At 68.1% G+C, this 25,477-nt stretch carries 24 protein-coding genes and 1 tRNA gene; 10 read left to right on the forward strand and 15 right to left on the reverse strand.

Annotated features, from left to right (window positions below; genetic code table 11):
* Positions 1-30 precede the first annotated feature (30 nt).
* From tmk to AB5J55_RS23490, 4 genes are all read left to right on the forward strand, one after another.
* Entirely contained in the window at positions 31-3,249 is a 3,219-nt protein-coding gene (tmk, locus tag AB5J55_RS23475) for a dTMP kinase (RefSeq protein WP_369272553.1), read from the forward strand.
* Positions 3,250-3,598: 349 nt separating this feature from the next.
* Positions 3,599-4,804, forward strand: a complete 1,206-nt coding sequence (locus AB5J55_RS23480) for a DNA polymerase III subunit delta' (protein ID WP_369272554.1) — start codon at positions 3,599-3,601, stop codon at positions 4,802-4,804.
* 147 nt (positions 4,805-4,951) lie between these two features.
* The gene (locus tag AB5J55_RS23485; protein ID WP_369272555.1) at positions 4,952-6,589 is read left to right on the forward strand and encodes an alpha/beta hydrolase; all 1,638 of its coding nucleotides are present in this window, start codon (positions 4,952-4,954) and stop codon (positions 6,587-6,589) included.
* Between the two features lie 173 nt (positions 6,590-6,762).
* Positions 6,763-6,836: transfer RNA gene (locus tag AB5J55_RS23490), tRNA-Thr, on the forward strand.
* Between the two features lie 45 nt (positions 6,837-6,881).
* On the opposite strand, the gene AB5J55_RS23495 is transcribed toward AB5J55_RS23490, so the two are convergent.
* From AB5J55_RS23495 to AB5J55_RS23510, 4 genes are all read right to left on the reverse strand, one after another.
* On the reverse strand, positions 6,882-8,279 hold the full coding sequence (locus AB5J55_RS23495) for a tyrosine-type recombinase/integrase (RefSeq protein ID WP_369272556.1): 1,398 nt from the start codon (positions 8,277-8,279) through the stop codon (positions 6,882-6,884).
* Positions 8,280-8,342: 63 nt separating this feature from the next.
* The gene (locus tag AB5J55_RS23500) at positions 8,343-8,546 is read right to left on the reverse strand and encodes a helix-turn-helix domain-containing protein (protein WP_369272557.1); all 204 of its coding nucleotides are present in this window, start codon (positions 8,544-8,546) and stop codon (positions 8,343-8,345) included.
* A gap of 483 nt (positions 8,547-9,029) precedes the next feature.
* A complete protein-coding gene (locus AB5J55_RS23505; protein WP_369272558.1) occupies positions 9,030-10,505 on the reverse strand; it encodes an ATP-binding protein in 1,476 nt (491 codons plus the stop codon).
* A gap of 2 nt (positions 10,506-10,507) precedes the next feature.
* Positions 10,508-11,356: a bifunctional DNA primase/polymerase gene (locus tag AB5J55_RS23510; RefSeq protein ID WP_369272559.1), complete on the reverse strand. Its 849-nt coding sequence runs from the start codon at positions 11,354-11,356 to the stop codon at positions 10,508-10,510.
* A 137-nt stretch (positions 11,357-11,493) separates the two neighbouring features.
* Between AB5J55_RS23510 and AB5J55_RS23515 the strand changes: the two genes are divergently transcribed.
* Positions 11,494-12,516, forward strand: coding sequence for a hypothetical protein (locus tag AB5J55_RS23515; RefSeq protein ID WP_369272560.1), 1,023 nt, complete (start codon positions 11,494-11,496; stop codon positions 12,514-12,516).
* Between the two features lie 5 nt (positions 12,517-12,521).
* On the opposite strand, the gene AB5J55_RS23520 is transcribed toward AB5J55_RS23515, so the two are convergent.
* The 8 genes from AB5J55_RS23520 to AB5J55_RS23555 form a co-directional block, all read right to left on the reverse strand.
* Positions 12,522-12,974: a hypothetical protein gene (locus AB5J55_RS23520; RefSeq protein ID WP_369272561.1), complete on the reverse strand. Its 453-nt coding sequence runs from the start codon at positions 12,972-12,974 to the stop codon at positions 12,522-12,524.
* 168 nt (positions 12,975-13,142) lie between these two features.
* Positions 13,143-15,194, reverse strand: a complete 2,052-nt coding sequence (traB, locus tag AB5J55_RS23525) for a plasmid transfer protein TraB (protein ID WP_369272562.1) — start codon at positions 15,192-15,194, stop codon at positions 13,143-13,145.
* A gap of 12 nt (positions 15,195-15,206) precedes the next feature.
* On the reverse strand, positions 15,207-15,773 hold the full coding sequence (traA, locus tag AB5J55_RS23530) for a plasmid transfer protein TraA (protein WP_369272563.1): 567 nt from the start codon (positions 15,771-15,773) through the stop codon (positions 15,207-15,209).
* Between the two features lie 17 nt (positions 15,774-15,790).
* Complete coding sequence (locus tag AB5J55_RS23535; RefSeq protein WP_369272564.1) at positions 15,791-16,246, reverse strand: hypothetical protein; 456 nt, start codon at positions 16,244-16,246, stop codon at positions 15,791-15,793.
* An 82-nt stretch (positions 16,247-16,328) separates the two neighbouring features.
* Positions 16,329-16,658: a hypothetical protein gene (locus AB5J55_RS23540; RefSeq protein ID WP_369272565.1), complete on the reverse strand. Its 330-nt coding sequence runs from the start codon at positions 16,656-16,658 to the stop codon at positions 16,329-16,331.
* Positions 16,655-17,584, reverse strand: coding sequence for a hypothetical protein (locus AB5J55_RS23545; RefSeq protein WP_369272566.1), 930 nt, complete (start codon positions 17,582-17,584; stop codon positions 16,655-16,657). The genes AB5J55_RS23540 and AB5J55_RS23545 overlap by 4 nt, the downstream gene beginning before the upstream one ends.
* Positions 17,584-18,630, reverse strand: a complete 1,047-nt coding sequence (locus AB5J55_RS23550) for a DUF2637 domain-containing protein (RefSeq protein WP_369272567.1) — start codon at positions 18,628-18,630, stop codon at positions 17,584-17,586. Before AB5J55_RS23550 ends, AB5J55_RS23545 begins: the two co-directional genes overlap by 1 nt.
* Complete coding sequence (locus tag AB5J55_RS23555) at positions 18,627-18,890, reverse strand: DUF6284 family protein (protein ID WP_369272568.1); 264 nt, start codon at positions 18,888-18,890, stop codon at positions 18,627-18,629. The genes AB5J55_RS23550 and AB5J55_RS23555 overlap by 4 nt, the downstream gene beginning before the upstream one ends.
* A gap of 521 nt (positions 18,891-19,411) precedes the next feature.
* On the opposite strand from AB5J55_RS23555, the gene AB5J55_RS23560 reads away from it, so the two are divergent.
* Positions 19,412-20,167 carry a helix-turn-helix domain-containing protein gene (locus AB5J55_RS23560; protein ID WP_369272569.1) on the forward strand — a complete coding sequence of 252 codons (756 nt, stop codon included), beginning with the start codon at positions 19,412-19,414 and terminating at the stop codon, positions 20,165-20,167.
* A gap of 3 nt (positions 20,168-20,170) precedes the next feature.
* On the forward strand, positions 20,171-20,644 hold the full coding sequence (locus tag AB5J55_RS23565; protein ID WP_369272570.1) for an NUDIX domain-containing protein: 474 nt from the start codon (positions 20,171-20,173) through the stop codon (positions 20,642-20,644).
* Here AB5J55_RS23565 and AB5J55_RS23570 read toward each other — a convergent pair.
* Positions 20,632-21,198, reverse strand: a complete 567-nt coding sequence (locus tag AB5J55_RS23570; RefSeq protein WP_369272571.1) for an HD domain-containing protein — start codon at positions 21,196-21,198, stop codon at positions 20,632-20,634. The genes AB5J55_RS23565 and AB5J55_RS23570 overlap by 13 nt on opposite strands.
* A 1-nt stretch (position 21,199) precedes the next feature.
* Positions 21,200-21,661: a GntR family transcriptional regulator gene (locus tag AB5J55_RS23575; RefSeq protein WP_369272572.1), complete on the reverse strand. Its 462-nt coding sequence runs from the start codon at positions 21,659-21,661 to the stop codon at positions 21,200-21,202.
* 350 nt (positions 21,662-22,011) lie between these two features.
* Between AB5J55_RS23575 and dprA the strand changes: the two genes are divergently transcribed.
* The 3 genes from dprA to AB5J55_RS23590 all read left to right on the forward strand — a co-directional run bounded on the left by dprA (position 22,012) and on the right by AB5J55_RS23590 (position 24,058).
* The gene (dprA, locus tag AB5J55_RS23580; protein WP_369272573.1) at positions 22,012-22,959 is read left to right on the forward strand and encodes a DNA-processing protein DprA; all 948 of its coding nucleotides are present in this window, start codon (positions 22,012-22,014) and stop codon (positions 22,957-22,959) included.
* 506 nt (positions 22,960-23,465) lie between these two features.
* Complete coding sequence (locus AB5J55_RS23585; RefSeq protein WP_369272574.1) at positions 23,466-23,810, forward strand: ComF family protein; 345 nt, start codon at positions 23,466-23,468, stop codon at positions 23,808-23,810.
* A gap of 8 nt (positions 23,811-23,818) precedes the next feature.
* Positions 23,819-24,058, forward strand: a complete 240-nt coding sequence (locus tag AB5J55_RS23590; RefSeq protein WP_369272575.1) for a hypothetical protein — start codon at positions 23,819-23,821, stop codon at positions 24,056-24,058.
* 114 nt (positions 24,059-24,172) lie between these two features.
* On the opposite strand, the gene AB5J55_RS23595 is transcribed toward AB5J55_RS23590, so the two are convergent.
* Positions 24,173-25,342: an HNH endonuclease gene (locus tag AB5J55_RS23595; protein ID WP_369272576.1), complete on the reverse strand. Its 1,170-nt coding sequence runs from the start codon at positions 25,340-25,342 to the stop codon at positions 24,173-24,175.
* Between the last annotated feature and the right edge of the window lie 135 nt (positions 25,343-25,477).

Below are 25,477 nucleotides of genomic sequence, written 5' to 3' on the forward strand. Positions count from 1 at the left end.
GCTGTCGGTGGGTCCCGATAGGCTGAAAGCATGACGCGAGCCGACCAGCCAGCGGCCCACCACCCCGCCCCCGACGACGCCCTGGTCGCGGACTCCCGCGAGCGTGCCGTCCGCGCCCTGCTTCGCCGACCGCAGCTCATGCGGCTGTGGAGCGCGCAGTTGGTAGGGGGTGTCGGCGACATCCTCGCCCTCCTGGTGCTGGTCCTGCTGGCCCTTCAGGCGGCGATCGCCGAGGGGTCGTTCGGTGGCGGTTACCGGGGCGTGGCGTTCGCAGTGGCGACCGTCTTCGGGGTGCGCATCCTGGCGACGCTGCTCTTCGGCGCCGTACTCCTCGGCCCGCTGACCTCGCTCACCTCGCAGGAGGGCCCGCTCGACCGGCGCTGGACCATGGTCGGCGCGGACGGCCTGCGGGCCGCCATGCTGATCGTCGCGCCCCTGTGGATCGACTGGACGCCGGACAACGCGCTGGCGCTCCTCCTGGTCACGGTCTTCGTCACCGGCGTCGCCGAGCGCTTCTGGACGGTGTGCCGGGAGAGCGCGGCGCCCGCGCTGCTGCCGCCCCCGCCGCCGGAGGGCGCGACCGTACGACCGCTGCCGGACCACATGGACGCCCTGCGCCGTCTGTCGCTGCGCACGGGCTTCGTGGCGATCCCCCTGGCCGCCGCCGCGCTTGTCGTCGCGGCCCTGCTGAACAACCTGCTCGGTACCGGTCTCGACTGGTTCGAGCAGCACCAGGCGGCCCTCGCGTCGTATGTCGCGGCCGGTCTGTTCGCCGCCTCCCTGTCCGTGCTGACCTTCCTGGAGTTGCCCGACACGCGCACCCCGCGCGCGCGGTCGCCGCTCGAGGGGCTGCGCCGTCCGAAGACCGGCTCGGGCGTCGACAAGGGCCGTACCGGCGCGATCCCGCTGCTGGTGACGGCGTGCGCGGCAGTCGCCGGGGCGGTGTCCGCCGTGGTCGCCGTGTCCGTGCTGCACGCCAAGGACCTGGGCGGCGGCCCGGTGCTGTACGGCCTGCTGGTGCTCCTGCTGACCGGCGGCGTGGTCGTCGGCATCCGCACGGCGCCCTCCGTGCTGCCCGCGCTGTCGCGGCGCCGCCTTCTGGCGCTGGTGATCGCCTTCACCGGCGTCGCGCTGCTGGCCGCGGGACTCGTCCCGGACGTCACCACCGTGCTGCTGATCATCACGCTGGCCGGCTTCGGCGCGGGCGTGGCCGCCAACACCGGGCACACCCTTCTCGACCAGGAGGCCGAGGAATTCCGGCGCGCGCGCACGACGGAACATCTGCACGCGGTCGTACGGGTCTGTGTGGCGCTCGGCGCGGTGATCGCGCCGCTGGTGGCCGCGCTGATCGGGCCGCACCGGCTGGAGAGCGGCAAGTTCGTCTTCGCCCACGGCGGAGCGGCGTTCACGCTGATGCTGGTCGGCGCGCTGCTGCTGCCGGTGGCCGTGCTGGTGCTGGCCAAGGTCGACGACCGCTCCGGTGTGCCGCTGCGCCACGACCTGCGGGACGCGCTGCTCGGCGGGGACGACCCCGAGCAGGTGCCCGCGACGGCCGGGTTCTTCATCGCCCTGGAGGGCGGCGACGGCGCCGGGAAGTCCACCCAGGCGGAGGCGCTCGCCGAGTGGATCCGTGGCAAGGGCCACGAGGTCGTCGTCACGCGCGAGCCGGGGGCGACGGCGGTCGGCAAGCGGCTGCGGTCGATCCTGCTGGACGTGTCGAGCGCGGGCCTGTCGCACCGGGCCGAGGCGCTGCTGTACGCGGCGGACCGCGCGGAGCACGTCGACACGGTGGTCCGGCCCGCGCTGGAGCGCGGCGCGGTCGTGATCTCGGACCGGTACGTCGACTCCTCGGTCGCCTACCAGGGGGCGGGCCGTGACCTGTCCCCGACGGAGATCGCCCGGATCAACCGCTGGGCGACGAACGGACTCGCGCCGCATCTGACGGTGCTGCTGGATGTCTCGCCGGAGATCGCCCGCGAGCGGTTCACCGAGGCCCCGGACCGGCTGGAGTCGGAGCCGGCCGAGTTCCACGCGCGCGTGCGCTCCGGATTCCTGACGCTGGCCGCGTCCGACCCAGGTCGGTACCTGGTGGTGGACGCGGGCCAGGAGCCCGAGGCGGTGACGACCGTCATCCGGCACCGGCTCGACCAGATGCTGCCCCTGTCGGAGGCGGAGATCCAGGCGCAGGAGGAAGCGCGCCGCAAGGCCGAGGAGGAGGCCCGCCGCAAGGCCGAGGAAGAGGCCGCCCGCAAGGCCGAGGAGGAGCGTCTGGAGCGTGAGCGCCAGGAGCAGCTCGCCCGGCTGCGTGCCGAGGAGGAGGAGCGCAAGCGGCGCGAGCTGGAGGAGGCGCAGCGGCGCGAGGCCGAACGGCAGGCGGAGGAGGCCCGGCTGCGGGCCGAGGAAGCACGCCGACGGGCCGAGGAGGAGCGGCAGCGGCTCCTCGCGGAGGAGAAGGTGCGCGCCGAGGAGGAAGCGCGCCGCAAGGCCGACGAGGAGCGCCGCCGCAAGCAGGCCGAGGATGAGGCGCGGCTGCGGGCCGAGGCGGAAGCGGTCCGCCTGGAGAAGCAGCGCAAGGCGGAGGAGGCCCTGGTGCGGGCCGAGGAGGCGCGGCGGCTGGCTGAGCACGCGGCGGCGCAGGCCCAGGCGGGCCCGAAGCCGGCGGCGCCCGCTGCCGGGGCTGCTCCTGGGGACGCGTTGACGGTGCCGACGCCGGTCGTTACGCCGGGGCAGGCACCCGCCGGGGCCTCGGACGAGACGACTGTGCTGCGGCCGGTGCGGGATGAGGAGCGGCGGGGGACGGGCGGTGAGCGGTCTTCGGGTGAGCGTGCTGCCGGTGGTCGTACTTCCGGTGGCCGTGCTTCCGGGGAGTCCGAAGCCGAGGTGACGGCGAAGCTGCCGCAGCCGCCGGCGCCTTCGGGAGCGGCTGACGAGACCGCCGTGCTGCCGCCGGTGGCGCCCGGTGCCGCCGATGAGACCGCTGTGCTGCCGCCGGTACGTCCGGGGGCCGCGGATGAGACCGCGGTGCTGCCTTCGGTGTCGGGGGAGTCCGCGGATCGGGTTCCGCCGGGGTACTTCCGCGACGAGGAACGCACGCGCGAGATGCCTCAGGTCGACGAGGCCGGGGCACCGCGGCGAAGGGCTCGGTCCGACTGGGCCGAGGAGACTCCGCTGGATGATCTGCCCACGCTGGCGGATGAGCTGCTGGGGCCGCACGAGGACGAGGACGATGGCCGGGGCCGGCGGCGCTGAGGTCGTTGGCGTAGGGGCCGGCCGGTGCTGAGGCTGGGCAGGGCTGACATCGGCCGGTGTTGAGGCCAATTGGTCAGCCGGCGGGGCTGCTGTTCGGCGCCGGTCGGCTGGGCACCCGTCGTCTCGGCGACCGTCGGCTGGGCACCGGTCGTCTCGGCGACCGTCGGCCCAAGGCGGGGTCCGCTCGGGGTCGGCCGACCCGGCTCAGCATCTGGTTGAGGGTCCGGTGGGCCGACGCGAAGCCGGAGCCGTCCGCGGGTCGGCTCTGCCCGCTCCGTCACCCGTTGTCAGTGCCGCCCCGCACAATGGATCCCGCACCGCGAAATGTGAGCGAAGGGCGGCGTGACCCGTGAGCGTGTGGGACGACCTGGTGGGACAGGAGAGGGTGAGTGAGCAGCTGGGTGCTGCCGCTCGGGACGCTGATGCCCTCGTCACCGCCGCTGCCGCCGACGCGCCGCCCCCCGAGGCGTCCAAGATGACGCATGCCTGGTTGTTCACGGGGCCGCCCGGGGCGGGCCGGAATCAGACGGCGCGGGCCTTCGCCGCCGCGCTGCAGTGCGTCAGCCCTGACAGGGCGCTGGGCGGCGCCCCCGGATGCGGGTTCTGCGACGGGTGTCATACGGCACTCGTCGGCACGCATGCCGACGTCACCACCGTCGCCGCAGTCGGAGCCCAGATCCTCGCCGACGACATGCGGGACACCGTCCGCAAGTCGTTCACCTCGCCGGCGAACGGCCGCTGGCAGATCATCCTGGTCGAGGACGCCGAGCGGCTGAACGAGAAGTCCGCCAACGCCGTGCTGAAGGCAGTGGAGGAGCCCGCCCCCCGCACGGTCTGGCTGCTCTGCGCCCCGTCCGTCGAGGACGTCCTGCCCACCATCCGCTCCCGCTGCCGCCACCTGAACCTGAGCACGCCTTCGGTGGCCGCCATCGCCGACATGCTCGTACGGCGAGAAGGCATCGAACCCGAAGTCGCCGCCGCCGCGGCCCGCGCCACCCAGGGCCACGTCGACCGGGCCCGCCGCCTGGCCACCGACCCCGCCGCCCGCGACCGCCGGGCCGCCGTGCTCAAGCTGCCCCTCCGGCTCGGCGAGGTCGGCGCCTGCCTCAGGGCCGCACAAGAGCTGGTGGACGCCGCCGCCGAGGACGCGAAGCAGCTTGCCGAGGAGATGGACGCCAAGGAGACCGAGGAACTGAAGACGGCGCTGGGCGCGGCCCAGGGCGGCAGGATGCCGCGCGGCACGGCGGGCGTGATGAAGGACCTGGAGGACAAGCAGAAGCGGCGCCGTACGCGCACGCAGCGCGACAGCCTCGACCTCGCCCTGACAGACCTCACCGCCTTCTACCGCGACGTCCTCGCCCTGCAGCTCGGCTCACGCGTGGCCCTCGCCAACATGGATGCCGAGGACGCTCTGGAGCGCCTCGCGCGCGACAGCTCCCCGGAGTCCACACTCCGCCGCATCGAGGCGATCGCCGCCTGCCGCGACGCCCTCGACCGCAACGTGGCGCCTCTGCTGGCGGTGGAGGCGATGACCATGGCACTCAGAGCCGGCTGAATCGCCGGGGTGGTCCGCTGACCCCGCCCTACCCGCCGCCCCCGGGCAGGCCCGCAAGTGATCAACAGGAGGTTGACCATGTAACACGTACGAGCCGCGACGTGCACGCACAGCATCCAAACCACTGCACAGAGTTACGCTCGCCAAATGCACACCAGGCGCAGCTCTCCAGTCAGCCCAGACCCGAGCCCCAGCGGGCAGGGCCCACGCAACCGCCGCTCGACCCCACGGCGGGCCGGCACGTTCGGCACCCTCATCGCCGTTGCCGCACTGCTCGTCTCCGCCTGCTCCTCCGGTGGGGCGCCCGACGCGACGATGAGAACCGGCAGCCCGGCGGCCGGGGCGGCGCTGGCCGCGCTGCCGAGGTCGACGCCGGCCGCGCTCACGCCGTACTACGCACAGAAGCTGACCTGGCACAGCTGCGGGGTGCCCGGTTTCCAGTGCACGACCTTGAAGGTGCCGCTCGACTACGCAAAGCCGGGCGGCGGGGAGACCCGTCTCGCAGTGGCCCGCAAGAAGGCGACGGGGCCGGGCAAGCGGCTCGGGTCGCTGCTCGTGAATCCGGGCGGGCCGGGCGGTTCGGCGATCGGCTATCTCCAGCAGTACGCCGGGATCGGCTACCCGATGGAGGTGCGGGCCCAGTACGACATGGTCGCGGTCGACCCGCGCGGCGTCGCGAGCAGCGAGCCCGTCGAATGCCTCGACGGCCGTGAGATGGACGCGTACACGCAGACGGACTTCACGCCCGACGACGCCAAGGAGACAGGCCGGCTCGTCAGCGCGTACAAGAAGTTCGCCGAGGGCTGCGGAGCGGACGCGCCCGGCCTGCTCCGGCATGTCTCCACCGCCGAAGCGGCCCGGGACATGGACCTCCTGCGGTCGGTGCTGGGGGACGAGAAACTGTCGTATGTGGGGGCGTCGTACGGCACCTTCCTAGGGGCCACGTATGCCGGGCTGTTCCCGGACCGGGTGGGCCGGCTGGTCCTGGACGGCGGCATGGACCCGTCCCTGCCCGCTCGCCGAATGAATCTCGACCAGACGGCGGGCTTCGAGACGGCGTTCCAGGCGTTCGCCCGGGACTGCGTGCGGCAGCGGGACTGTCCGCTGGGTACGAAGGCGAACGAGGTCGGCAAGAACCTCAAGGCCTTCTTCGAGAAGCTCGACGCGCGGCCGATCCCGACCGGCGACGCGGCCGGCCGTGAGCTCGGCGAATCCCTCGCCACCACCGGTGTGATCGCGGCGATGTACGACGAGGGAGCCTGGTCCACCCTGCGCGACGCCCTGTCCGCGGCGATGCGGGAGAACGACGGCGCGGGCCTCCTCGTCCTCTCCGACAGCTACTACGAGCGCGACTCCGACGGCCGCTACACGAACCTGATGTTCGCCAACGCGGCGGTCAACTGCGTGGACCTCCCGGCGGCCTTCTCCACCCCCGAGGAGGTGCGCGCGGCCCTCCCCGCCTTCGAGAAGGCGTCCCCCGTCTTCGGCAAGGGCCTGGCCTGGGCCACCCTGAACTGCGCGTACTGGCCGGTGGCACCGACCGGCGAGCCGCACCGGATCGAGGCGAGGGGCGCGGCACCCATCGTCGTGGTCGGCACCACCCGCGACCCGGCCACCCCCTACCGCTGGGCCAAGGCCCTCTCCCGCCAGCTCTCCTCGTCCCGCCTCCTCACCTACGACGGCGACGGCCACACGGCGTACGGGCGGGGCAGCACGTGCATCGACAGGACGATCAACACGTATCTCCTCCGGGGGACGCCGCCTGCCCGGGACAAGCGCTGCTGACGGCTGCGGGTCGGTGATGTCGGGCCCGGAGCGCCGCACGCTCCGGGGCCCGGTGAAGTCGCCGGAGGCCCGGAGGAGGGCCGCGGAGGGCCGGGTAGGGGGCGGTACGGAGCACCCTCAGAAACTGTGTAGACTTACCGACGTTGCTGATCGCACCATAGTGCGGACAGCGCGCCGCCTTAGCTCAGATGGCCAGAGCAACGCACTCGTAATGCGTAGGTCTCGGGTTCGAATCCCGAAGGCGGCTCTTTCCAAGCCCAGCTCAGACAGTGTCTGAGCTGGGCTTTTTCGTTCAGCGGATGCGGCGTCGACGTAGGGCGCGAGCCGCGCGACGGTTCCCAGTCTCAGTCCTAGTCTCAGTTGCGGGCTCAGATGCAGGTTCCGAGGCGGGCATAAAGGCTTCTCCCATGCGACGCATGGCGTCCTTGGAGAGGTGTGAGCGGCCCTTGACGTAGCGGCGCGTCTGACTGATCTGGGTGTGCCGCAGGATCTCCATGATGGTCGGCAAGTCCACCCCCAGCTCGTTCAGGATCGTGCCCGCCGTGTGGCGGCTCCCGTCGTAGAGACGCCGGTCACCGATGCCCGCTTCGGCCAGTAGCTCCTTGAACTCCTTCCAGTCGTCGTGGGGATCGATAGGGCGGCCATCGAGCCGGGTGAACACGGCGTGGTGCTCCTGCCAGAGTTCGCCGGCCGCCTCCCGCAGTTCGTCCTGCTGTTCCTTGTGCGCGATCAGGTAGGGGATGAAGGCGGGCGGGATCGGCACAGGGTTCGTGCTCTTCTTGGTTTTCGGCCGGGTGAAGGCCAGCCCTCCGCCCTTGCGGTTGGGGCAGCTGCTCGCGTGCTTGACACAGGTCGGAGCACACGGCTTCGGACAGCCTCGCTTGTAGCCCTTGTGGGTGGCGCAGTTCGGTGGGCAGAGCTCGAAGCGGTGCAGACGGTCTCCGCAGGAGTGAGCGTCACCGCAGCCGTGCCGCCAGGTGAGGCGCTGAAGCTGCCACCTCGGGTGGAACAGTTCGGCCTGTAGATCGACATACGACCACCGCAGCCCCAGGGTTTCGCCCTGCCGGAACCCCATTCCGACACCGACGATCCACCGCATGAACGTGGGCCGCTTGGCCGCCGCTTCCAAGAACGCCTTCGCTTCCTCCTGGGTGAACGGGTTCGTCTCGGTTTCGTCGATGCTGGGCGGATCAACCAGCGTGGCGACGTTCTCGCCGATCATTCGGCGGCGGTGGGCAATCTTCAGAGCCCGCGACAGGATGCGGTGAACCTTGACCACGTGGGATGGCGCGTGCCCGGCGTCGAGCATGGCCCGATACATCTGCTCGAGGTGCTCCGGCGCAAGCTTGTCGATGCGGTGCTTCCCGACGCCGGGAACGATGTGGTTGCGGGTCTTGGACCAGTAGTCGTCCAGGGACCGTGGCTTGAGTTTCAGGCTCGCGATATCGGTCAAGTAGATCTCCATCCACTGCTCAACCGTGGGCTTCCGGCCTGCCTTGGTCGCACGCCCCTCATCACGGAGCTTCTCTAGTTCCCGGACCTTGCGGCGCACTGCGGGTTCCGTGCGCGCCATGCGGTGGCGGCGGTCGGGGCTTCCATCGGCCAGTACGCCCATGGTCACGCGACCGTGCCACCAGCCGTCATCGCCGAAGTAGATGGTCGATTCATAATTCGGCTTGCGGGGGCTCAATAGTTCCTCCATGCGCGAGGCGCCCCGAGTGATGTGTTCGGAGCGCCTCAGGGTGTCTGCTGGTCAGTCGGGCAATGGTGCGAGGGTCGCTACGAAGACTTCGAGGTCAGTACGCCGTATGCGGCGTGTACGGCCCAACTTGATGTACTTCAGGGCGCCTTCGGCCATCAGCTCGTAGACGGTCGAGCGGCCTATGGCAAGGGCTTCGGCCGCCTCCTCGGGCTTGTACAGGAGCCGATCGACGGGGGCGGCAATCGCGGCGCTCATCCGGGGTACCTCCTGGGCAGCTCTTCTTACCCTCGGGAGTGGGGCTCGGGACCTTGGGGCCGGCATGTGTCCGAGGTGTGGATTTCTGCGTCACCCGCGTCATCTACGTCATTCGTGCGTCTGACCTGGGAGTTTGGGATGACGCATGGCGTTAAGGGGTTCGTCACCGATGACGGCAGGCTGATCGTCACCGGTGACGCGGGTGACGCGGGTGACGCGAGGTGACGCAGCCGCAGGCCGTCTGCGTCACCGCTGTATGGGTAGGTCACCCACTGTTTTCTGGGCCTGGGTGACGCAGGTGACGCAGCGTTTCTCTCTTGGGAAACGAGAGGGGTGTCTGTTGTGGTGCACTGCGCCTTAAGGCGTGAAGAAGGAGCCGCTCCGCGGCACGACCGTTGGCCGGCGCGCTGCGCCGAACAGCAAGAAGAGCACGTGCTGGGACGTGGTGCTCTTCTTGCTTGTCCGGGGGCGTGGTGCCGCAGGTCAGAACGCCTGTTCCTGCTCGTGTGGCGGTGGGGCCGGGGGGCGGGTCATCTCGATGTAGCGGGCCGTTTTGGTGCGGCCCCAGTCGATGAGGACTCCGCGGGCAGCCAGGGTGGGTTGGAGGCGCTTGAGCCGGTCGGAGAGGACTTTGCCGGTGGTCGGCCACCCCTTGGGCAGCGGGCGGCAGTCCTCGCCGCTGTACAGGCGGGTGAGGCAGTGCAGCCATTCGGCAGACGTCATCCGCTCCTCTGCGCCCGCTTCCAGGCCGGCGGCGTGCTGCAACACGGTCTGCGCGAGCAGGTCGCCCTCGATGACGTCGTCGTTGAGGTCGTCCAGGCTGGTGCGGTAGGCGTTGAGCGCTCCCAGGCCGGTCGCCGCATCGAGCTGGGCACACAGGTGGGCGAAGTCGGCCATGCGCAGATCCGTGGGAATGTCCGCTTCCGCTGCCCGGACCTTGACCGTGAGGTCGAGTAACGATCCGAGGACGGCGGGCAGGACCTCTTCGAACTCCCCCCACAGTTCGGCCTCGGTACGCCGCACCCGCGGGCGTTCCAGGCGCAGCGGGAGGAGGCGTTCGGCGAGGTCGGGCCGGATGACGCCCACGTCGATGCCCGTGAGGAGTAGAGGGCGGCGATAGCGGGCGCGAACCACGTCGCCGTCGGTGTAGAGGGCGCGTTTGATGGTCTCGGCGCCGGTGACGACGCAGCACATCAGGTCGGACAGGTCGGGGGCGAGGTGGGAGAGGTTGTCCAGGGCTGTGACCCACCCGGCTGCCACGGCCGCGATCAGGTTCTCCTCGTCCTTCGGCGCGCGGCGCAGGTCGCCGGTCATGCCCTCGATGATCCGTACGAGCATTCGTCCGCCGGTGGACTTGCCCGCGCCCTGCGGGCCGGTGAGGAACGGGGCGGGGACAGGCACGGACGGCCCGAGGCAGCCGATGAGCCAGGCGACGGCCAGGCATTCGGTTTCCGCATTGGCGAAGTTGCACAGCCTCAGTAGCAGGTCGATGCCTTTGCCGTTGGTGTCCTTGGCGGGCAGGGGGAGTTCGCCGGTGAGTTGGGTGCGTCGCCAGCACACCTCGCGCGGGTCGGGGGTGAGGATGTCCCAGCCGGTGGGGTGGATGCGGACGGACTGTCCGTCGTTGCGCCCGAGGTCGAGCCAGGTCGCGCCCTCGAATCCGGGCGCTACGCGGATGTGGACGGGCTGTACGTCCTGGCTCATCGCCAAGGCTTCGATCAAGTCCAACGCTTCCTTGAGCGCGGTCCCGTTGAACACGCCGCGGCCGTCCTTGAAGAGGCCGACCATGAGTTCCTGGCGGTGGCTGCCCGCAGTGCCTTGGGAGCGGATCGGGCGGGCCACGGGGTGGCCATTCTTCTGCGCGAACACGGTCCCGTCGGCGGTGCGGAAGTAGCGGAAGTGCGCCTGGGCGTAGTCAGCGATGACCTCGCGGGCCGGGGTCTTGTCGTCGTCGGACATGGCTACAGTCCCAACGTGGTGCGGGCGTTGGTCCACGCGTCGGTGCAGTGCCGAGCAGATTCCCCCTTGGCCTGCGCGGCGGTGAACAGCCGCGCGATGTGGGCGTCTGCGAGGCAGCCGCACCGGCCGTGAGTGGACAGTACGGCGAGGAAGGTGCGGTAGACGGTGGCGTGGATCGCGCTGCAGGCCTCGGTGATCTGCTGTTCGGCCATGGCGATGCCACGTTCCAGGTAGGTGGGTGTTCGGTGACGGCACTCCCCGCCGGCGCCCCCGGCCGGCACGGTGACATGCGACGCCGGCCGGACCGGGCAGGGCTCCTTCACGGTCAGAGCGCGCACGATGTCTGGCAGGGCGGTGATGGTGCCGGTGCCGGGACCGAGCCACCGGGCGTAGGCCATGGAGGACTTGATGTCCACACCGGGCCGGACCGCGTTGGATGAGGCCATGACGCCTTGGTAGATCCAGTGCTCGCCGCGCGTCGATTCCACGGTGCGGGTGCGGGGCAGCGTCTCGCGAGCCCATGCGATAGCCGCCGCGTTGTCGAGGTCGACGACCGTGAGACCGGCGCCGCCGGGGTGGTAGGCCACGGCCGCCGCTTCGCGCCACGCACCCGCCCATTCCCGGGAGCGCAGGACGGTGGGGTCGGTGGTGGCGGCGGCCCAGGCGTGGCACGGGCGGGGGCAGGCACAGGACCCGGCGTGCTTCATGTTCGGCCGGCCGCCGCACGCGTTTCGGGTGCAGGCACGGCAGTTGCCGAACGGCCCCTTCCCGGCCCGTAGGGGCAGGACCGGCACGCCGGAGGCCGCGAGCTGAAGCGCAGTGTCTCGCCGGATGTCGGTGGGTTGGGTCATGCTGGAGACCTCCAACAGGTCTGTAGAGGACTGGTTGGCAAGGGCGGCCCCGCTTCTTTGCGAGAGAGGGGCCGCCCTACTTGCCGGCAGTGGGCCGGCAAAGGGTTGTGTCAGTGGGACTGGATAGGTTGCGTCTCATGGCGACTGACGACCTTGTTCCAGGCACGATCGCGACGCGCGCTGAGGTGAAGGCGCTCTACGGCGGTGCGATCCAGGGGGGTATCCAGACCCCGTCGAATGGCAAAACGGTGCTGATCTACTCCGACCCGAAGGCGGGGGCGAAGCACGGCTACACCTTCGACGGGCAGGTCGAGGACGACGAATACGGCCCGCTCTTCCTCTACACCGGCGAAGGGGTGTCGGGGAATCAGCAGATGACGTCCGGGAACAAAGCCCTGCTGGACAGCGTCACCGATGGCCGTCAGGTGTTGCTGTTCGTCGCGGCCGGCAAGAAGGGCGCCGCCAAGGGGGGCGTTCGGCACCGGTTCGTGGGGCCGGTGCTGGTGGATCCCGTGCTTCCCTACGTGGAACGCCATGCGCCGGGCGGAGACAAGGTGATGCGGCGGGTGTTCGTCTTCCGCTTGCGTCCCGTACCGGGGGTGACGTGGTCACTTACGGATGCGGACGTGGCGATGCCGGCCACCGTGAGCAGTGTGGTCGAGTTGCCTGTCAGCCCGAAGGCCCCCGTCCCGCCCGCGAAGCAGAAGGCGAAGCAGACCGGGGTCAAGGACAAGAAGACGGAGAAGCACTCCACGGGGAGCACCACTGCCAGCATTCGGGGTGGCGAGCGCCAGGTCATTCGCCGCGAGGGCCAGTTGGTCACGGCTTTCGAGGATCATCTGACGGCGGCAGGCCACGTCTTCAATAGCTTCCAGATCACCATCGAGGGCGAAGTGGGCGCCCTGGTGCCCGACTTGTACGACAGCACCGACAACGTGCTGTACGAAGCCAAGGGGCAGGCAACCCGCAACGCCGTGCGCTTCGCGATCGGCCAGCTCTTGGACTACCGCCGGCACCTGAAAGTCCCGGACGGTTTGCGGCTCGCGGTGCTGCTGCCAGAAGCGCCCAGTGAGGACGTGCAGGAGCTGCTGATGGCGGAGAACATCGCTCTGGTGACGCGGACGGCTGAGGGCTTCGACGGCTTTCCCCTCACCGCCTGAGCCTCTTACCCGTGGAAGTGGCTGCGCTTGATGACCGCTTTGCGGATGTTGACTGTGGTCCCGCCGCTGTGGCGGCCGGTGGCGCCGAAGATCTGTACGGCGATCCAGCCGCCGAAGATGACCGCGGCGAGGGTGATGAGCTGGGTGATGAACGCGGTCAGGGCGGCGATGAACGAGGTGAGCAGGACCAGGCCGCCGCACACCGCGCCGAACCCGATGCCTCCGAGGGCGATGTTCACCGCGGTGCGCGAGACGGCCGGCCGCGCGGCCGGCACCGGCGCGGGGGCGGGGGTGAGCGGGTAGCCGGTGACGACCTGGCCGTTGGGCAGCACGATCGACTGCACCGCGGATGCGGGGTCTGGCTGGACCGGCATGAGGGGTGCGGCGGGCCGATGCACGGTGGTCGGAACGGGGTGGTGGATTTCGACGGCCGCGGGCCGCCGTTCGAGGTGGACCACGAGTGATCCTTCCGGGTAGGCCGCGGGCCCGCGCCAGGCGTGTGACGCGGGTTCGCGGGAGGGGTGTCAGGCAGGTGCGCGGGGGTGTGACGGGCCGCTGTTACGGCGCGTCACACCCGCGCCTGCCTAGGGGTTTGGGTGTGACGGGCCCGTCACATGTGACGGGTGTCAGGCGGCCGTGAGGACGGGCACTATGCGCCACCGGCCGGTGGTGTTCGTCTGCTCCAAGCGGCCCTCGATGGCTGCTTCCTTGAGGCGCTTGGACACCCAGGAGCGGGAGAGGCTGTGCTGGTCGCACCAGTCCATGAAGTCTTTGGGGCCGACGATCATCTGTCGGGCTTCCTCGAACTCCTCCAAGGCTTGAGCGAACAGCTTCCGTGCCTCCTCCGGGGAGGGCTTGCGGCCGCTCTCCTGGCCGAAGATCGGAGCGTCATCGCCCTCTTCGGCGTCAGGGAGTTCGGCCTCGGGGTCGATGTGCTGGTCTTCCGGGTCCACGAGCAGACCACCGTGGTCCATGTCGTCCTCCTCCGGGACGGCCCGCAGCCCGGTCGCCTGCTGGTCGGTGCCGGAGTCCGTCCGGCCGGTGTAGACATTGCCCGCGACGGCGGAGGCAGTGCCGGCGGTGATGGGGTCGGCGGTGGCGCCGTTGCGCTGTGCCCAGGTGGCCAGCAGCTCCATCACGGGAACGGCCCGCTTGGTGAAGCGGCGGGTACGGCCCGGGGAGGCGTAGCGGTCCTCGGGGACACCCGGGGAGACGACGTAGCAGTAGCCGGGCCGCCGGTTGCCCCACGCCCCGGGGTGGGCGCCTTGGGCCAGGACCTCATCCGGCAGCGCGAACCCCTCATCCCGCGCGTCACAGCCCAGCGCAATCACGGACGGGAGGGAGGCGCGGGTGGAGGTGGACATCTGGTCGTAGGAGGGGCGCTGAAGCGACACGATCAGCGAGACTCCGGCGGAGCGGGCCTCCTGCGCGATGCCGGTGAACGCATCGTCACCGAGGTTGCGCAGGGTGTTGGCGGCTTCCTCGAACCAGGCGACCAGGAACGGCATGCCCGCGCACCCGCACGCCGTGCCGTCGCTGCGGCAGGAGTGCTCCGGGTCGTTCTGCTGCTCGGCTGCCGCGGGCACCCACTGCCGGTAGCCGTGGGCTCCGAGCCAGCGGGTGCGGGCGGGGATGACAGCTTCAACGGCCGCGACCATGACTTCCGTCTGGCTGCCACCCTCGGCATCCCAGTCCAGACCGGCCCGGAGCGGGGCGAAGTCCTGGAATGCCTTGGGGTCGGAGAACCAGACGATCACGTCCCGCCGGGAGAGGATCTCCGTGAGCAGGTTCAGCGCGGCGTCGCCCTTGCCGGAGCCGGACTGGCCCGCGATCAGGCCGTGGGTGGAGTTGCGGCCCGCGTCCGGGTCACCCGGCAGCCACATCACCAGCAGGGAGCCGTCGTCGTAGCGGCCGATGACCAGCGGATCAGCGATCGAACCCCCCAGGTTCGAGGGGCCCTGCCACTCCACCACCTCGGACAGCATGTCCTCGGGGACGATGACCAGTTCGCCGCGGCGATGGGAGTCGGGGTTGGGGGTGTAGCGGACTGCGGAGGTCGGCAGGTCCAGGGCGGAGGCGAGGTTGCCCAGGGCTTTGGCCATGTCGTCGTTGGTCTGCGATCCGGCGTCCAGCGCGACGGGGGCGGTGACCCGGTTGGGCTCCACCTTCGCCGTACCGATCTGTGCCCGCGCGAGTCCGATCTTCTCCAACAGGCCCTTCTCGCTGCCGGCCGCGGTGGCGTCGGGGGTGTGGCGCAGGGCCATGCGGATGTTCCAGGACAGCGCCAGGACCGGGCCGCCCATCAGGAACAGGTCGTCGATCGGGCCGGTGGTCGGCCCGGACAGGCAGGCCGCGGTCACCCAGGCGGAGCCGCATGCCACGGTGATGGCGGAGTGCAGGCGCCGCTGTTGGGTGGTGCTCTTGCCCATCAGCCACGTCCCGCCGGTCAACGCGACCGAAGCCAGCGTGAGGCCCACACCGGCCCACGGGCTCTCGCCCCACTGCCAGTGCCCCAACGCCCCGGCCACACCGGTACCGGCCCAGCCGAGCCAGGGCGGCAGGTGCGGCTTGGCGCGGTTCAGCAGGTACGCCCGTATCGTGCCGCCCGAACCCTCGTTCATGCCGGTGACGGCGAGCGGGTAGCTCCGGCCGTCCTGATCAGTCCACTGTTGAGCCATGGCTCAACCTCCTTACTGCTGAGCCCAGTTCATGACCGGCTGAGCGGGCTTGCGGGCGCGGTGACGTACCCGGTTGATCTCTTCCTCGAACTCCTGCTGGAAGACCGCGTAGCAGGCCGCGGCATTCTTCGCGGCATCTCGCAGAGCGTCCGCGGAGCGCTGCATCTTGCGGGAGACCTTCCGGGCCCGCACCCGGGAGCCGAACGCACGCCCCTCCGGGTCCGGCACCGCAGTCAGCACACCCTTGAGGATCTCCGCACCCATGGCGACCTCGATGGACAACGTCACGGCCGCGGCACGCAGGGTGTTGCAGTAGTTCCGCACCTCTGCCGGGGAGCCGAACTCCGGGGCGGGCAGCAGGGATTCGGCGTGCGAGCGGCGGCCCCCGCCGCGGGCCGCGTGCTTGGTGTTGTTGACGGTGACGTTGATCGGGGGGACGAACGAGCCGCCCATCGCGCCGACGAACCCGCCCACGGCGGCGCCCGCGTTGGCGAACTTGGCGCCCTTGTTCTGCGGGTTCGCACTGTTGCGGTTGTTCGCCGCCGGCCGCCGACGCGGGCCGTTGGTGGTCTGAGCCATCAGGCACTCTCCTTAGGTCAGTGGGTGCGGCGGACGATGAGCCACGCGGCCTGCGCCACGATGAGCGCGAGCAGCCAGATCAGCCCGAGCGGGCCGGCCAGCGGCCCGAAGGCGGCGGCCAGCGCCGCCCACGTGCTGGTGAGCGTGGCGAGAGCGGCCAGGCCGATGCGCCAGGCCAGCGTGGAACCGTGGCCAGGGCGGCGGCGCTGCATGACGGCGAACCAGACCGCCGGCGCGATGGCCAGCGGCGCGAGCACCAGCCCGGACCACCAGCCCAACACGTGCAGGAGCGCGGTCACGACCAGGGCGAGCAGGGCAAAGCCGGTGGGGGCGAGCGCGGCGCGGAAGCGCCACAACGCCCGCCCGAGGAAGCCGAACACCTCCCGAGTCAGGGAGGGTCGGTCCGGGACGACAATCAGGAACGGCTGCGAGCGGCGGCGCACGCTGGTGCGGGATACGGACGGTGTGGACACCCGCGGCACCGCGGGCTCGGGTACGGCTGGACACAGCAGAAACTCCCAGTTCGAAGGGGTAGTTGGCGGGGCGCTGTGCGGGTTAGAACAGCTCGATCTGGTCAGGCTGGGACGCCATTCGGGCGGCGGCGTTGGCGCGGCGGCGGGCTGCGGTGTGGCAGTCCGGACACCAGGCCATCAACGCGCTCGCGGGCAACCGGCAGGCCTGCACAACCGGGGTCAGCGGGTCCGTAGGCGCCGCACTGAGGTGGATGGGGCCGCGGTGTTTACTGGCGGCCTGGTCGTGCTCACGCGGGCAACGCCCCTGGGCCTTCTTGTGGGCGTTGCCGCACTGACCGGTGCACTGGCAGCGAAAGCTTGCCGCGCGCATCACCGGGTGCCACATCCGAGCGCCGGTCATGGGCTCGCTCATGCCACCGCCCCCGCAATCGCGTCGGGGTCCTCGCTGCGGCAAGTCCACGGCGAGCACCCGGTCGGGCGGTCGTCGTCTTGGTCGGCGAGAAGGTCCAGGAGGGAGCCTTGGCGCTGGCCCCACTCCTGGGCGCTGACCTTGTCGATCGGCGCCTGGTCCAGCGGGAGGCAGGAACGGTGCAGGTAGGCGTCCCGCAGAACGGTCCGCTCATCGGCCAGGCCGTGTGCGAGGCCGTCGCGGATGGCGTGGTCGAAAGTGACCGCGTCCGCCCACTCTGCCGGGCGGTGATCGCGCATCGCGCGCCACTCAGCGTTGGACTGGAACGGACACCCGATGCAGGCGGAACGGGGCGTGGACTGCCAGCCCCGACGCGCCAGAAACTTCAAGCAGTCTGCCCGCGTCCAGTCCAGCTCCAACAGCGGGTGACGGTTGTGGGCGTAGCGGATGCCGGAATCCTTGGCCCGGGTGAACTCATCCCGGCTGATCCCCACCCACTGCTCCGCGAACACCTCAGCGGGAACGCGACGGGGCGTCGGGTAGCCGAGTAGGGCTCGCACCTCACGCTTGATCTTCTTCAGCTTGTACTCGTCCGTGCACTGCCGGCGGATCATGCCCACGCTGCCGTCCGGGTTGCGGACGAATAGCGGCATCGAAGCGAACCGGTGCACCGGATCCAGGGCATCCGCGCGGATGCTGCTCCCGCCGGTGCGGATGATCGGGATCCCGGCTGGTCGGGCTACCTCCCACTCCAGCCGATCCAGATGTCGGTAGACCGCCTCGGGCTCCCAGCCAGTATCGGCGAACACTGCCGCATCCAGTCGCGGCAGGTGGCCCTCAACGGAAAGCAGGAAGAGCGTGGTGGACTGCACTCCGGCACCCAGCGACAGCACCCGCAGCCGCGGTACCTCGTTCGTGATGATCGGCATCAGACCACCACCCCAGCCGCGTCGTAGGCGCGAGCAGGGGCCGGCTCGCGCAACTCCTGGAGGCGGGCGGATACCCAGCCGACGGACCAGCCGGTCTCCTCGGCAAGCTGCCGCACCGAACGCTCCCCCTCGCGGAAGGAACGGATGTAGGAGCGGGCGTCGATCTCTGGCATCTTCGTGAACGCACTCGCTCCGTTCACGCCGTCGTTCACCGAGCTGGCCACCGTGTTCACGGCTGCCGGTTCGTGCGTCGTCTGGGGGGCTGCCGCGGCGGGTTCGAGCACCTGCCGCTCACGGCGTGAACGCTCTGTTTGCTCCTGCTGTTCACGGCGCAGGGCATCGGCGCGCTGCTGTTCCTCACGCCGTACCTGCTCATCGTATTCGCGCTGCTCACGGCGCATCTCGGCGTCGCGGTTGAGGCGTTCACGCTCCATTCGGGCCTCGTGCTCACGCTCCTCAGCCCGCTCAGCGATCTCACGCTCAGCCCGCTCCCGCTCCAACTGTTCAGTGTGATCGCGGGCAGCCTGTTCAGCGCGTTCACGCTCCAGGCGCGCCTGTTCACGCCGTGCGTGCTCGCGCTGTTCACGCGCCTCCTGTTCGGCGGCCCGTGAACGCTCGATGCGCTCCAGTGCCTGTCCGATCGCACGCCGGTAGGCCAGGCCCGCTTCGGCGGTGACGATCAGCAGCAGCGGTGCCACCGCGTGGACGGCGACACCGACCAGGTCGCCCTTGAGGGCGCTGTCCCCGATGTTGAGGAGCAGGGTCATCAACCCCGTCATCCAGCGCAGCAGCGCCGGCCACGGCCCGGAGCTCCCACCGATGCGGGCCACGGTCGCGTCGAGGCGGACCACGATGACGACGGCCGCATCGACCACCAGCGGCAGGATCGGTGCCGTCCACTCCCACTTGCCTGGGGTGACCCGCTGCACCAGGGGCGTGACCGTGAGGACGGAGAACAGCACCGCGCCCGCGGTGATGGCCCAAGTGCCTCGGGTGAGGGTCGTTTCCGCGGACTGGATCTGCGCCGGCGCCAGCGGCTCGCTCACGCCCCGACCTCCGATGCCGGGGCCGTGTGGTTGATCAGCTCAACCCGCGCGGCCAGCGCCCGGCGGCGGGCCCGGCGGATGCGCCGCTGGTCCAGCTCGCTCGGGGTGCGGTCGAGGGTGGCGATGTGGGCATCCAGCAGATCGATGTCCGCGAGGAGGACCGGCATCTCGCGGTCGATCTCCTCCAGCTCCGCATCCGTCGGCTCCATGTAGTCGGCGAACGCGGTAACAGCTTCCTGAACAGTGACGATGTGGTCCATTGGGTCGTGGTCCTCTCCAGAAGGTGAACGGCCCGAACAGCGGCTCCCGGGTGGCACCCCGGGAGCCGCGCGCCGGTGAAGTCGGTTGATCCGGCTCCCCTCAGCGCCGCTCGTACGAGACGAGCGGCGGAGGCAACCGGCCGCAGCCGTCGGGCTGCGGAATGGTCGAGAAGTGCGCTGTACCGCGCAAGGGACAGAACCCTGCGCACCCGCCCGCTTGCTTGCGGAGGTGGGACGGGATTCCCTCGGCACTCTGTTCAATTTTCAACCAATGTGCGCTCACTTTGTACTCACCCCTGCGAGGGCTTTCCTCCGGACGCTGCGATGCAGTACCTGTTTTACAGGTACTGTATAAGGGTCCGTCAAGTGCAGTGACGGCACCTCATGTGTTTCGCGCCGCAACTTCTTGGCGCACACTCAGAATCGCCCCAGGTCAGGGGAGTTGGTCACCCCGCACGTGGACAGCTCCGCATCATCTGGCTACCGTCAAGAAGTCCCTAGAAGTCCATGCGAGGGTGACGATGTCCAACGAACGGCTGCGGTCTGCTCTGTTGGCGCGAGGCATGACGATCCAGGATCTTGCGGAGCAGATCGGGGTGATCCCTAAGACAGTCGAGCGCTGGGTCACGCAGGGCAAGGTGCCGTACAGGCGCCATCAGTACGCAACGGCAGCAGCGCTTCGGGTTGACGTAACGATGCTGTGGGACGACTCCCGGACTCAGGAGGCCACAACTGACCTGAGCAAAGCAGAGATTGTCACGGTTTACCCGCATCGCCACGTCGTACCGACCGACATGTGGCGAGAGATGTGTGAGCGTGCTGAGGAACGCATCGACATCCTCGTTTACGCAGGCATCGGCCTTGCAGAAGACCCGCGCTTCCTGTCGGTCCTCAAGGCGAAGTCAAAGAGCGTCGCGATTCGCGTTTTGATGGGCGACCCGGCGTGCGAGGCTGTCATCCGGCGCGGCATTGACGAAGGTCACCGCATCATGGACGGAAAGATCCGCAACGCTCTGGTCAATTACCGCCCTTTGTTCACCAGCCACCCTGAAATCACGTTCCGCCTGCACGACACCGTGCTTTACAACTCGATCTACCGTGTGGATGACGAGATGCTTGTCAACACGCACGTGTATGGCGTCGGCGCCTATATGGCTCCGGTTCTGCACCTACGCCGGCTCCCCGGCGGCGGGCTCTTCGATACCTTCGCCAATAGCGTTCAGCAGACCTGGGAAGGCGCAAGGCCAGTGGCTGAACACGACTTCACTGGAGCATGAGGCATGGGACGCATCGACTACCTTCACGACCCTGATGCCCCGCCGGCCAACTCGGTGGTGCCGTCCGTCGTGGCATTCGTGCAGAACCATGCGGGACAGGTACTGATGATCCAGCGGTCTGACAACGGCCGTTGGGCGTTGCCCGGCGGTGGCCACGACGTAGGCGAGTCCATCAGTGACACCGTGGCCCGCGAGGTCTGGGAGGAGACAGGCATCAAGGCCGAAGTCGTCAACATGTCCGGGATTTACACCGACCCTGGCCACGTTATGCAGTACGACGACGGCGAGGTACGCCAGCAGTTCAGCATCTGCTTCCGAGCGCGGCCGGTTGGCGGTGAACTTCGTACGAGCAATGAGACAACTCAAGTCCGGTGGGTCGACCCAGCGGACCTGACGATGCTGGACGTACACCCCACGATGCGGCTCCGGATCGAGCACGCCATGGATCGGACGCGCCCAGCCCCCTACATCGGCTGACGCTTGGCGGCGCCGAACCGTTCAAGCACGCGGGTCGTGCAGGCTAGAATCTCCGGCTCGGCCCGGCGGATGAACTGTCCGATCAAGCTCTCCGGTCCGTACCGTCCAGCGATCTCGTTAACCCGATCGACAGGGTTCGTGGGCGTCCCATCCGGCGTGGTGTTCATGTCGCAGTAGCACAGTGCGTCGTTCAGGTGCGCGCTCTCCCGCGGGAACTCGCCCTCCAGCTCCTCGCGCATGCCGCGCGCTTCCGCCTCCATCCAGGCACAGGAGTGGTGAGCAACTAGGTTGATGACCCGTTCGTCTGCGCCGGCCACGTCCCGGAGGTAGCGGGCTCCGTCCAGCGGGTGAAAGCCCGTCTTGGCCAGGTCCGGCGCGTAGCCGATGTCGTGCAGCACCGCCGCGGCTTCCAACAGCTCCGCGTCCTGGTCAAGAACGAGCGCGATCGTACGAGCCCTCTCGGCTACTCCGAGACAGTGCTTCCAGCGCCGCGGAAGCGGCTCGGCGAGCAACGACTCAGCCAGGGGATAGGCCCACGCCGTCAACGTCGGCAAGTTATGAACGCTCCTCTCGCGCCGGCACGGCACGGACCGTCCGCACCTTGCCCTGTCCGCCACCCGCCAGCACGCCGGCGGTCTCCAACTTCTCCAATGCCTTAGTCACTGTGGGCCGTGAGACCCCGAATCTGTCGGCCAGTGCGGAAGCGCTCGGGAAGGCTTCCCCCACTACGAGCCCTTCAGCCGTGATGATGTCGGCAATTCGCTGATCGAGTGGGCGCCGGTCGATTCGGACTCCCGAGCGCACGACGCGCCACCGTTCGCCCGGTGCCGGTTCGGCCATACCCTCCTGCCGCAGCACGCCGAACGCGCGGAGGGCGACCCCGCGCGAGACCTTGTGGTCGCGCATGACCTCAGCCAGGGACGGAAGCTCCGTCATGTCTGGGTCGGCCGCGACTCGGGCCTTCAGTGCATCCGCGACCTTAAGGAAGGTCCCCCGAGGGCTGACCTGCTGAGACACGCGATTTCCTCCCAGTCTGCTCGCCGTCCGTTCAAGCTTCCCACGGCTGCCGTCAGGGCAGGATGCTGTCCTACGTAGTCGCTACCAGGCGCCGACGCCAAACTCAACATGCAGATGACCGCTGCGCCGAGCGTCAACCTTTGCAAACAACTTGCATGGATCGCAGTTGTAGGCGAATCCGCAGCCTGACCAGGCACTCGCCCTCTATTGGGCCGATCTGTCACAGAAGAGTGAAAACTTTGTTGACTGCGTAGCCACAAAGCAATCTCTCCTCTATGGTTATACTTAGTGGTTTGTGCACCCGATACATAACCTTCGAACAGTGATCTTCAGTAGAAGGAGACCAGAAGATGACCAGCGACGCGCAAATGAAGCTGCTAGCCCTATGCTCTATTCGAATCGACAGCAAAAGCGTTGACTGGTCACTGATCGCTCGCGCAGGGCTCCAAGGTCAGCTAGAGCCGCTATGCCAGGGTTACATCAAGGAGACTTCACCCAGCGCCAAGAGGTCACTCCCGATCCTGCGCCAGGGCTTGAAGCAGCCACTCGACTCACACTTCGCACGAATCGAAGAAGAGATCGAAATGGCGCGCAAAGTGGGCGCGAGGCTAACCACCGTCCTAGACGATGACTACCCGACCAATCTTCGTAACGTATCTGACTTGCCGCCCTTCATCTTTTATCGAGGCAGCTTACAGCGCGAGGAAGACGCACGATCAGTCGCCGTCGTCGGAACGCGAGACTGTTCGGAAATCGGTATTTCCCGAACTAGGCGCGTAGCTCGCGAGCTCGGAGAGGCTGGCTTCACCATTACCTCCGGACTGGCTCGTGGTGTCGACACCGCAGCACACACAACAGCTCTCCATTTTGGGCGCCGCACTATCGCGGTAATCGGGACGGGTATCACGCGTTGCTACCCCGCAGAGAATGCGGATCTAGCTGAGAAGATCGCCCAAGAGGGCGTCGTGGTATCACAATTCTGGCCATCTCGCCCCCCGGGGCGCGACACATTCCCTCGACGAAACCATGTCACCTCGGCCATAAGCCTCGGAAGTGTCGTAATTGAGGCATCACGGACATCCGGGGCCAAGATGCAGGCGCGTGTGGCTAGTGAACAGGGCCGCCCCGTCATCCTCCTTCGCTCGCTGGTGGAGCAACAGGAGTGGGCCCGCCGAATGGTGGAGGCTGGTAAAGCCGCAATGGTCGACAACACCGAACAAGTGGTCGAATCCCTCGATCGTAAAACCATTCAGCCTGCTCAGAGGGTTACCGACCAGGTACTCTTTGACGTAGAGTGACCGCGTTTGATTGCTGCGTAAACGTAGTCTCATGAGGGGGAGGCGGCGTGTACCGCGACTTCGCGCGCCCAAATTTCGCCAATTGGAGAACTGACGACTGGGTGAAGTGGCTGCGTGAAGAAGGGATAGCACCCACTCTGACCAGTAATGAGAACGCCGTATGTTCTTTGTGTCGAGCGCCAACGGGTACGGACGATCAAGGGCGCCCATATTCGCGTTGTTACATATGCCGCAAGGTTTACTCCACAGTCCTTGATGGCTTTGTGCCAATTTGCTATTCAGTGCATGAAGGACTCGAAAGCATTATCTGGCGTGCCAAGAATTGGAACAGTGCCACCTGGCTAAGAATGCCCCTTGCGTCCCTCCTTCATGAGTATCTTGCAGAGCATCTTGGCTGTATCGAAACAGAATATGGAGGACCTTTCGACCTTCGTCTAACGATGCCCTCTCACCCAAGTTCACGCAGTCAGAACCACCTAGACCTCGTCCTGCGATGCATCCCTTCCATGGCAGCTCTCTGGACGGACGGCCTTTTAACCAAGACTAGTGCTTCGAAAGCCGGCGAACGTCGACGCCAGATAACATCGGGCGCTTTCGATGCTTCCGAGGCGGTCAGAGGAAAGCGCGTTTTACTCCTAGATGACACCTTCACATCTGGTGGGACGATCGCCAGCGCAGCACATGCCCTAAAGATGGCGGGGGCCAATCAGGTGATTGGGCTGGCCTTCGGGCGTCAACTCCGGGCCGAGTGGGACGATAACCGGGATCTCATCAGCGAGCTGCCGAATCGTTCACTCGATCTGAGTGAATGCGTCGTGCATAACTCAGCGTCCTCATGGATGTCGTTCTGATTATGTAAGTGAAGTTTGTCATCACGGATGCCAACGAGGAGAGTATCTCCCACAGTATTTTCTACACTGCGATCACGCGCGCTCGGAAGCGTCTCGAAGTGTTCTGGACTCCGGAAACACAGCATCGAATCCTGAGCCGTCCTGCAGTGCGCGAGAACACGAAAGACGAGCATCTGATGAAGATCCGCCGGGGTTTGGTCCCTGTTGAGAAGCGACCGAAGCGCCAAAAGACGCGCCAGCTACCGTAGACGCCGGCAGCGATAGCAACGGCGGCGCCGTGGGGCACCTCCCAGTCGACACGATAGTTTGGAGGTGCCTCGTCGGTATTGGGCAGGGTCTTACAGCGCTCGCTCAGGCAACCCCTATTGGCCAGTACGCGACTGCCATTCCCTGTAGCGCCAGCGCAGCGCCTCGGCGTGTGGCCGCCGAGGCAGCTCACGAAGGTGTGGCGTGACGATACCGAGCTCCTCGGCAGTTGGCCCTTGGGGGCGCGTCACCACGCTGAGAGTCTCGGGCTCAATGGCGAACAGGTACGCATCGTAGGCGCGGTGGAGCGCTGCGTTGAGCGGCAAGCCGTTGCGAGGATCGTCTGTGCCGTCCACGGCGTCGGGCCTGAGGTGAGCTGCCTCGATCATCTCAGGCACTGCTATTCCCGAGAAGGGGCAGCGAGGTCCGTAGCGCTGGAAGACCCTCAGCTTGAAACGACGCTGCCCAGGGCGTTCGCGAACGTTCCGCTGGCTGTTCCGGCTGCGGCTACCCGTCAGAGAAAAGGGCTGATTGTCTGAGTGATCCTCGGTCAGGAGGTGTTCAGGTCTGCTGTCTCCGAAGCTGATCAGGAAGATCCTGGAGCGCTCTTCCCAGCCCTCCACCCACGCGAGACGCACGATGCGGACGCTGGACTGGGGAGTCGGCTTCGCGATGACGAAGATGGGCAGCTTCAGGGCTGCTGCCGCCTTGGTCGCGGCGACCTCCGACTCATCACGGCCCGGGCCCCGGCCAGTGGTCGGGTAGTGGTAGATCACATCGTTGTCGCTAATCTCGTCCGGGTAGTGCGCACCGGTGTGGAGGACTCCCATAGTGATTCCGCCCTCTTGGACGGCCGCTGTCCTGGCTTTGTCCATCCAAATGCCCTGGCCTCCGCCATAGACACCGAATGCACGGAGGACACCCGGCGGAACCTGGCTAAGGTCTTCGGTGAGCTGGAGGTGCGACCAGACTGCGAGACGCCAGGCACGCTCACCCTCCACCGTGGTGGGGCGCCCGTCGACCACCGTGAAACCGAGACGCTCCAGCAGGCGGTTGCTGTGACCCCGTCCACCGCTGATCACGCGCGTGTCAGGGGCCTGGTGCTCGTAGCGGTATGCCACGTTGGCGATGGCCTTGGCGTCGTACAGCCGACCACCCACCTGAAGGTAGTACTGATTGGCGCCCTCGAACCTGTGCCTCTTCAGGAAGGCGTCCCTCCCTCTGTCGTCGTACTCCTCGACGACGCGCCGAACGATGCTGGCATCCGTCAGCCCTGTAGTGGTCATGAGCCCCCTCCGTCACCTGGTTCAGGGTTGATCCTAGGAAGGGCCACTGACACTGATCCGATCGTTGTCCTGTTCTGGAGATCCGATACTCAATGGCCGCCTGCGCCGCCTGCACAACGTGGCAAGGTGGCCCTC

The sequence above is a fragment of the Streptomyces sp. R11 genome (assembly GCF_041051905.1).
Lineage (GTDB): Bacteria > Actinomycetota > Actinomycetes > Streptomycetales > Streptomycetaceae > Streptomyces.

What these genes read in the sequence shown, in the direction of transcription:
- tmk (WP_369272553.1), top strand. Translation starts at nt 31, where the DNA reads ATGACGCGAGCCGACCAGCCAGCGGCCCACCACCCCGCCCCCGACGAC.
- AB5J55_RS23485 (WP_369272555.1), top strand. Translation starts at nt 4,952, where the DNA reads ATGCACACCAGGCGCAGCTCTCCAGTCAGCCCAGACCCGAGCCCCAGC.
- AB5J55_RS23500 (WP_369272557.1), bottom strand. Translation starts at nt 8,546, where the DNA reads ATGAGCGCCGCGATTGCCGCCCCCGTCGATCGGCTCCTGTACAAGCCC.
- AB5J55_RS23505 (WP_369272558.1), bottom strand. Translation starts at nt 10,505, where the DNA reads ATGTCCGACGACGACAAGACCCCGGCCCGCGAGGTCATCGCTGACTAC.
- AB5J55_RS23510 (WP_369272559.1), bottom strand. Translation starts at nt 11,356, where the DNA reads ATGACCCAACCCACCGACATCCGGCGAGACACTGCGCTTCAGCTCGCG.
- AB5J55_RS23515 (WP_369272560.1), top strand. Translation starts at nt 11,494, where the DNA reads ATGGCGACTGACGACCTTGTTCCAGGCACGATCGCGACGCGCGCTGAG.
- traB (WP_369272562.1), bottom strand. Translation starts at nt 15,194, where the DNA reads ATGGCTCAACAGTGGACTGATCAGGACGGCCGGAGCTACCCGCTCGCC.
- traA (WP_369272563.1), bottom strand. Translation starts at nt 15,773, where the DNA reads ATGGCTCAGACCACCAACGGCCCGCGTCGGCGGCCGGCGGCGAACAAC.
- AB5J55_RS23540 (WP_369272565.1), bottom strand. Translation starts at nt 16,658, where the DNA reads ATGAGCGAGCCCATGACCGGCGCTCGGATGTGGCACCCGGTGATGCGC.
- AB5J55_RS23545 (WP_369272566.1), bottom strand. Translation starts at nt 17,584, where the DNA reads ATGCCGATCATCACGAACGAGGTACCGCGGCTGCGGGTGCTGTCGCTG.
- AB5J55_RS23555 (WP_369272568.1), bottom strand. Translation starts at nt 18,890, where the DNA reads ATGGACCACATCGTCACTGTTCAGGAAGCTGTTACCGCGTTCGCCGAC.
- AB5J55_RS23560 (WP_369272569.1), top strand. Translation starts at nt 19,412, where the DNA reads ATGTCCAACGAACGGCTGCGGTCTGCTCTGTTGGCGCGAGGCATGACG.
- AB5J55_RS23565 (WP_369272570.1), top strand. Translation starts at nt 20,171, where the DNA reads ATGGGACGCATCGACTACCTTCACGACCCTGATGCCCCGCCGGCCAAC.
- dprA (WP_369272573.1), top strand. Translation starts at nt 22,012, where the DNA reads ATGACCAGCGACGCGCAAATGAAGCTGCTAGCCCTATGCTCTATTCGA.
- AB5J55_RS23585 (WP_369272574.1), top strand. Translation starts at nt 23,466, where the DNA reads ATGGCAGCTCTCTGGACGGACGGCCTTTTAACCAAGACTAGTGCTTCG.
- AB5J55_RS23595 (WP_369272576.1), bottom strand. Translation starts at nt 25,342, where the DNA reads ATGACCACTACAGGGCTGACGGATGCCAGCATCGTTCGGCGCGTCGTC.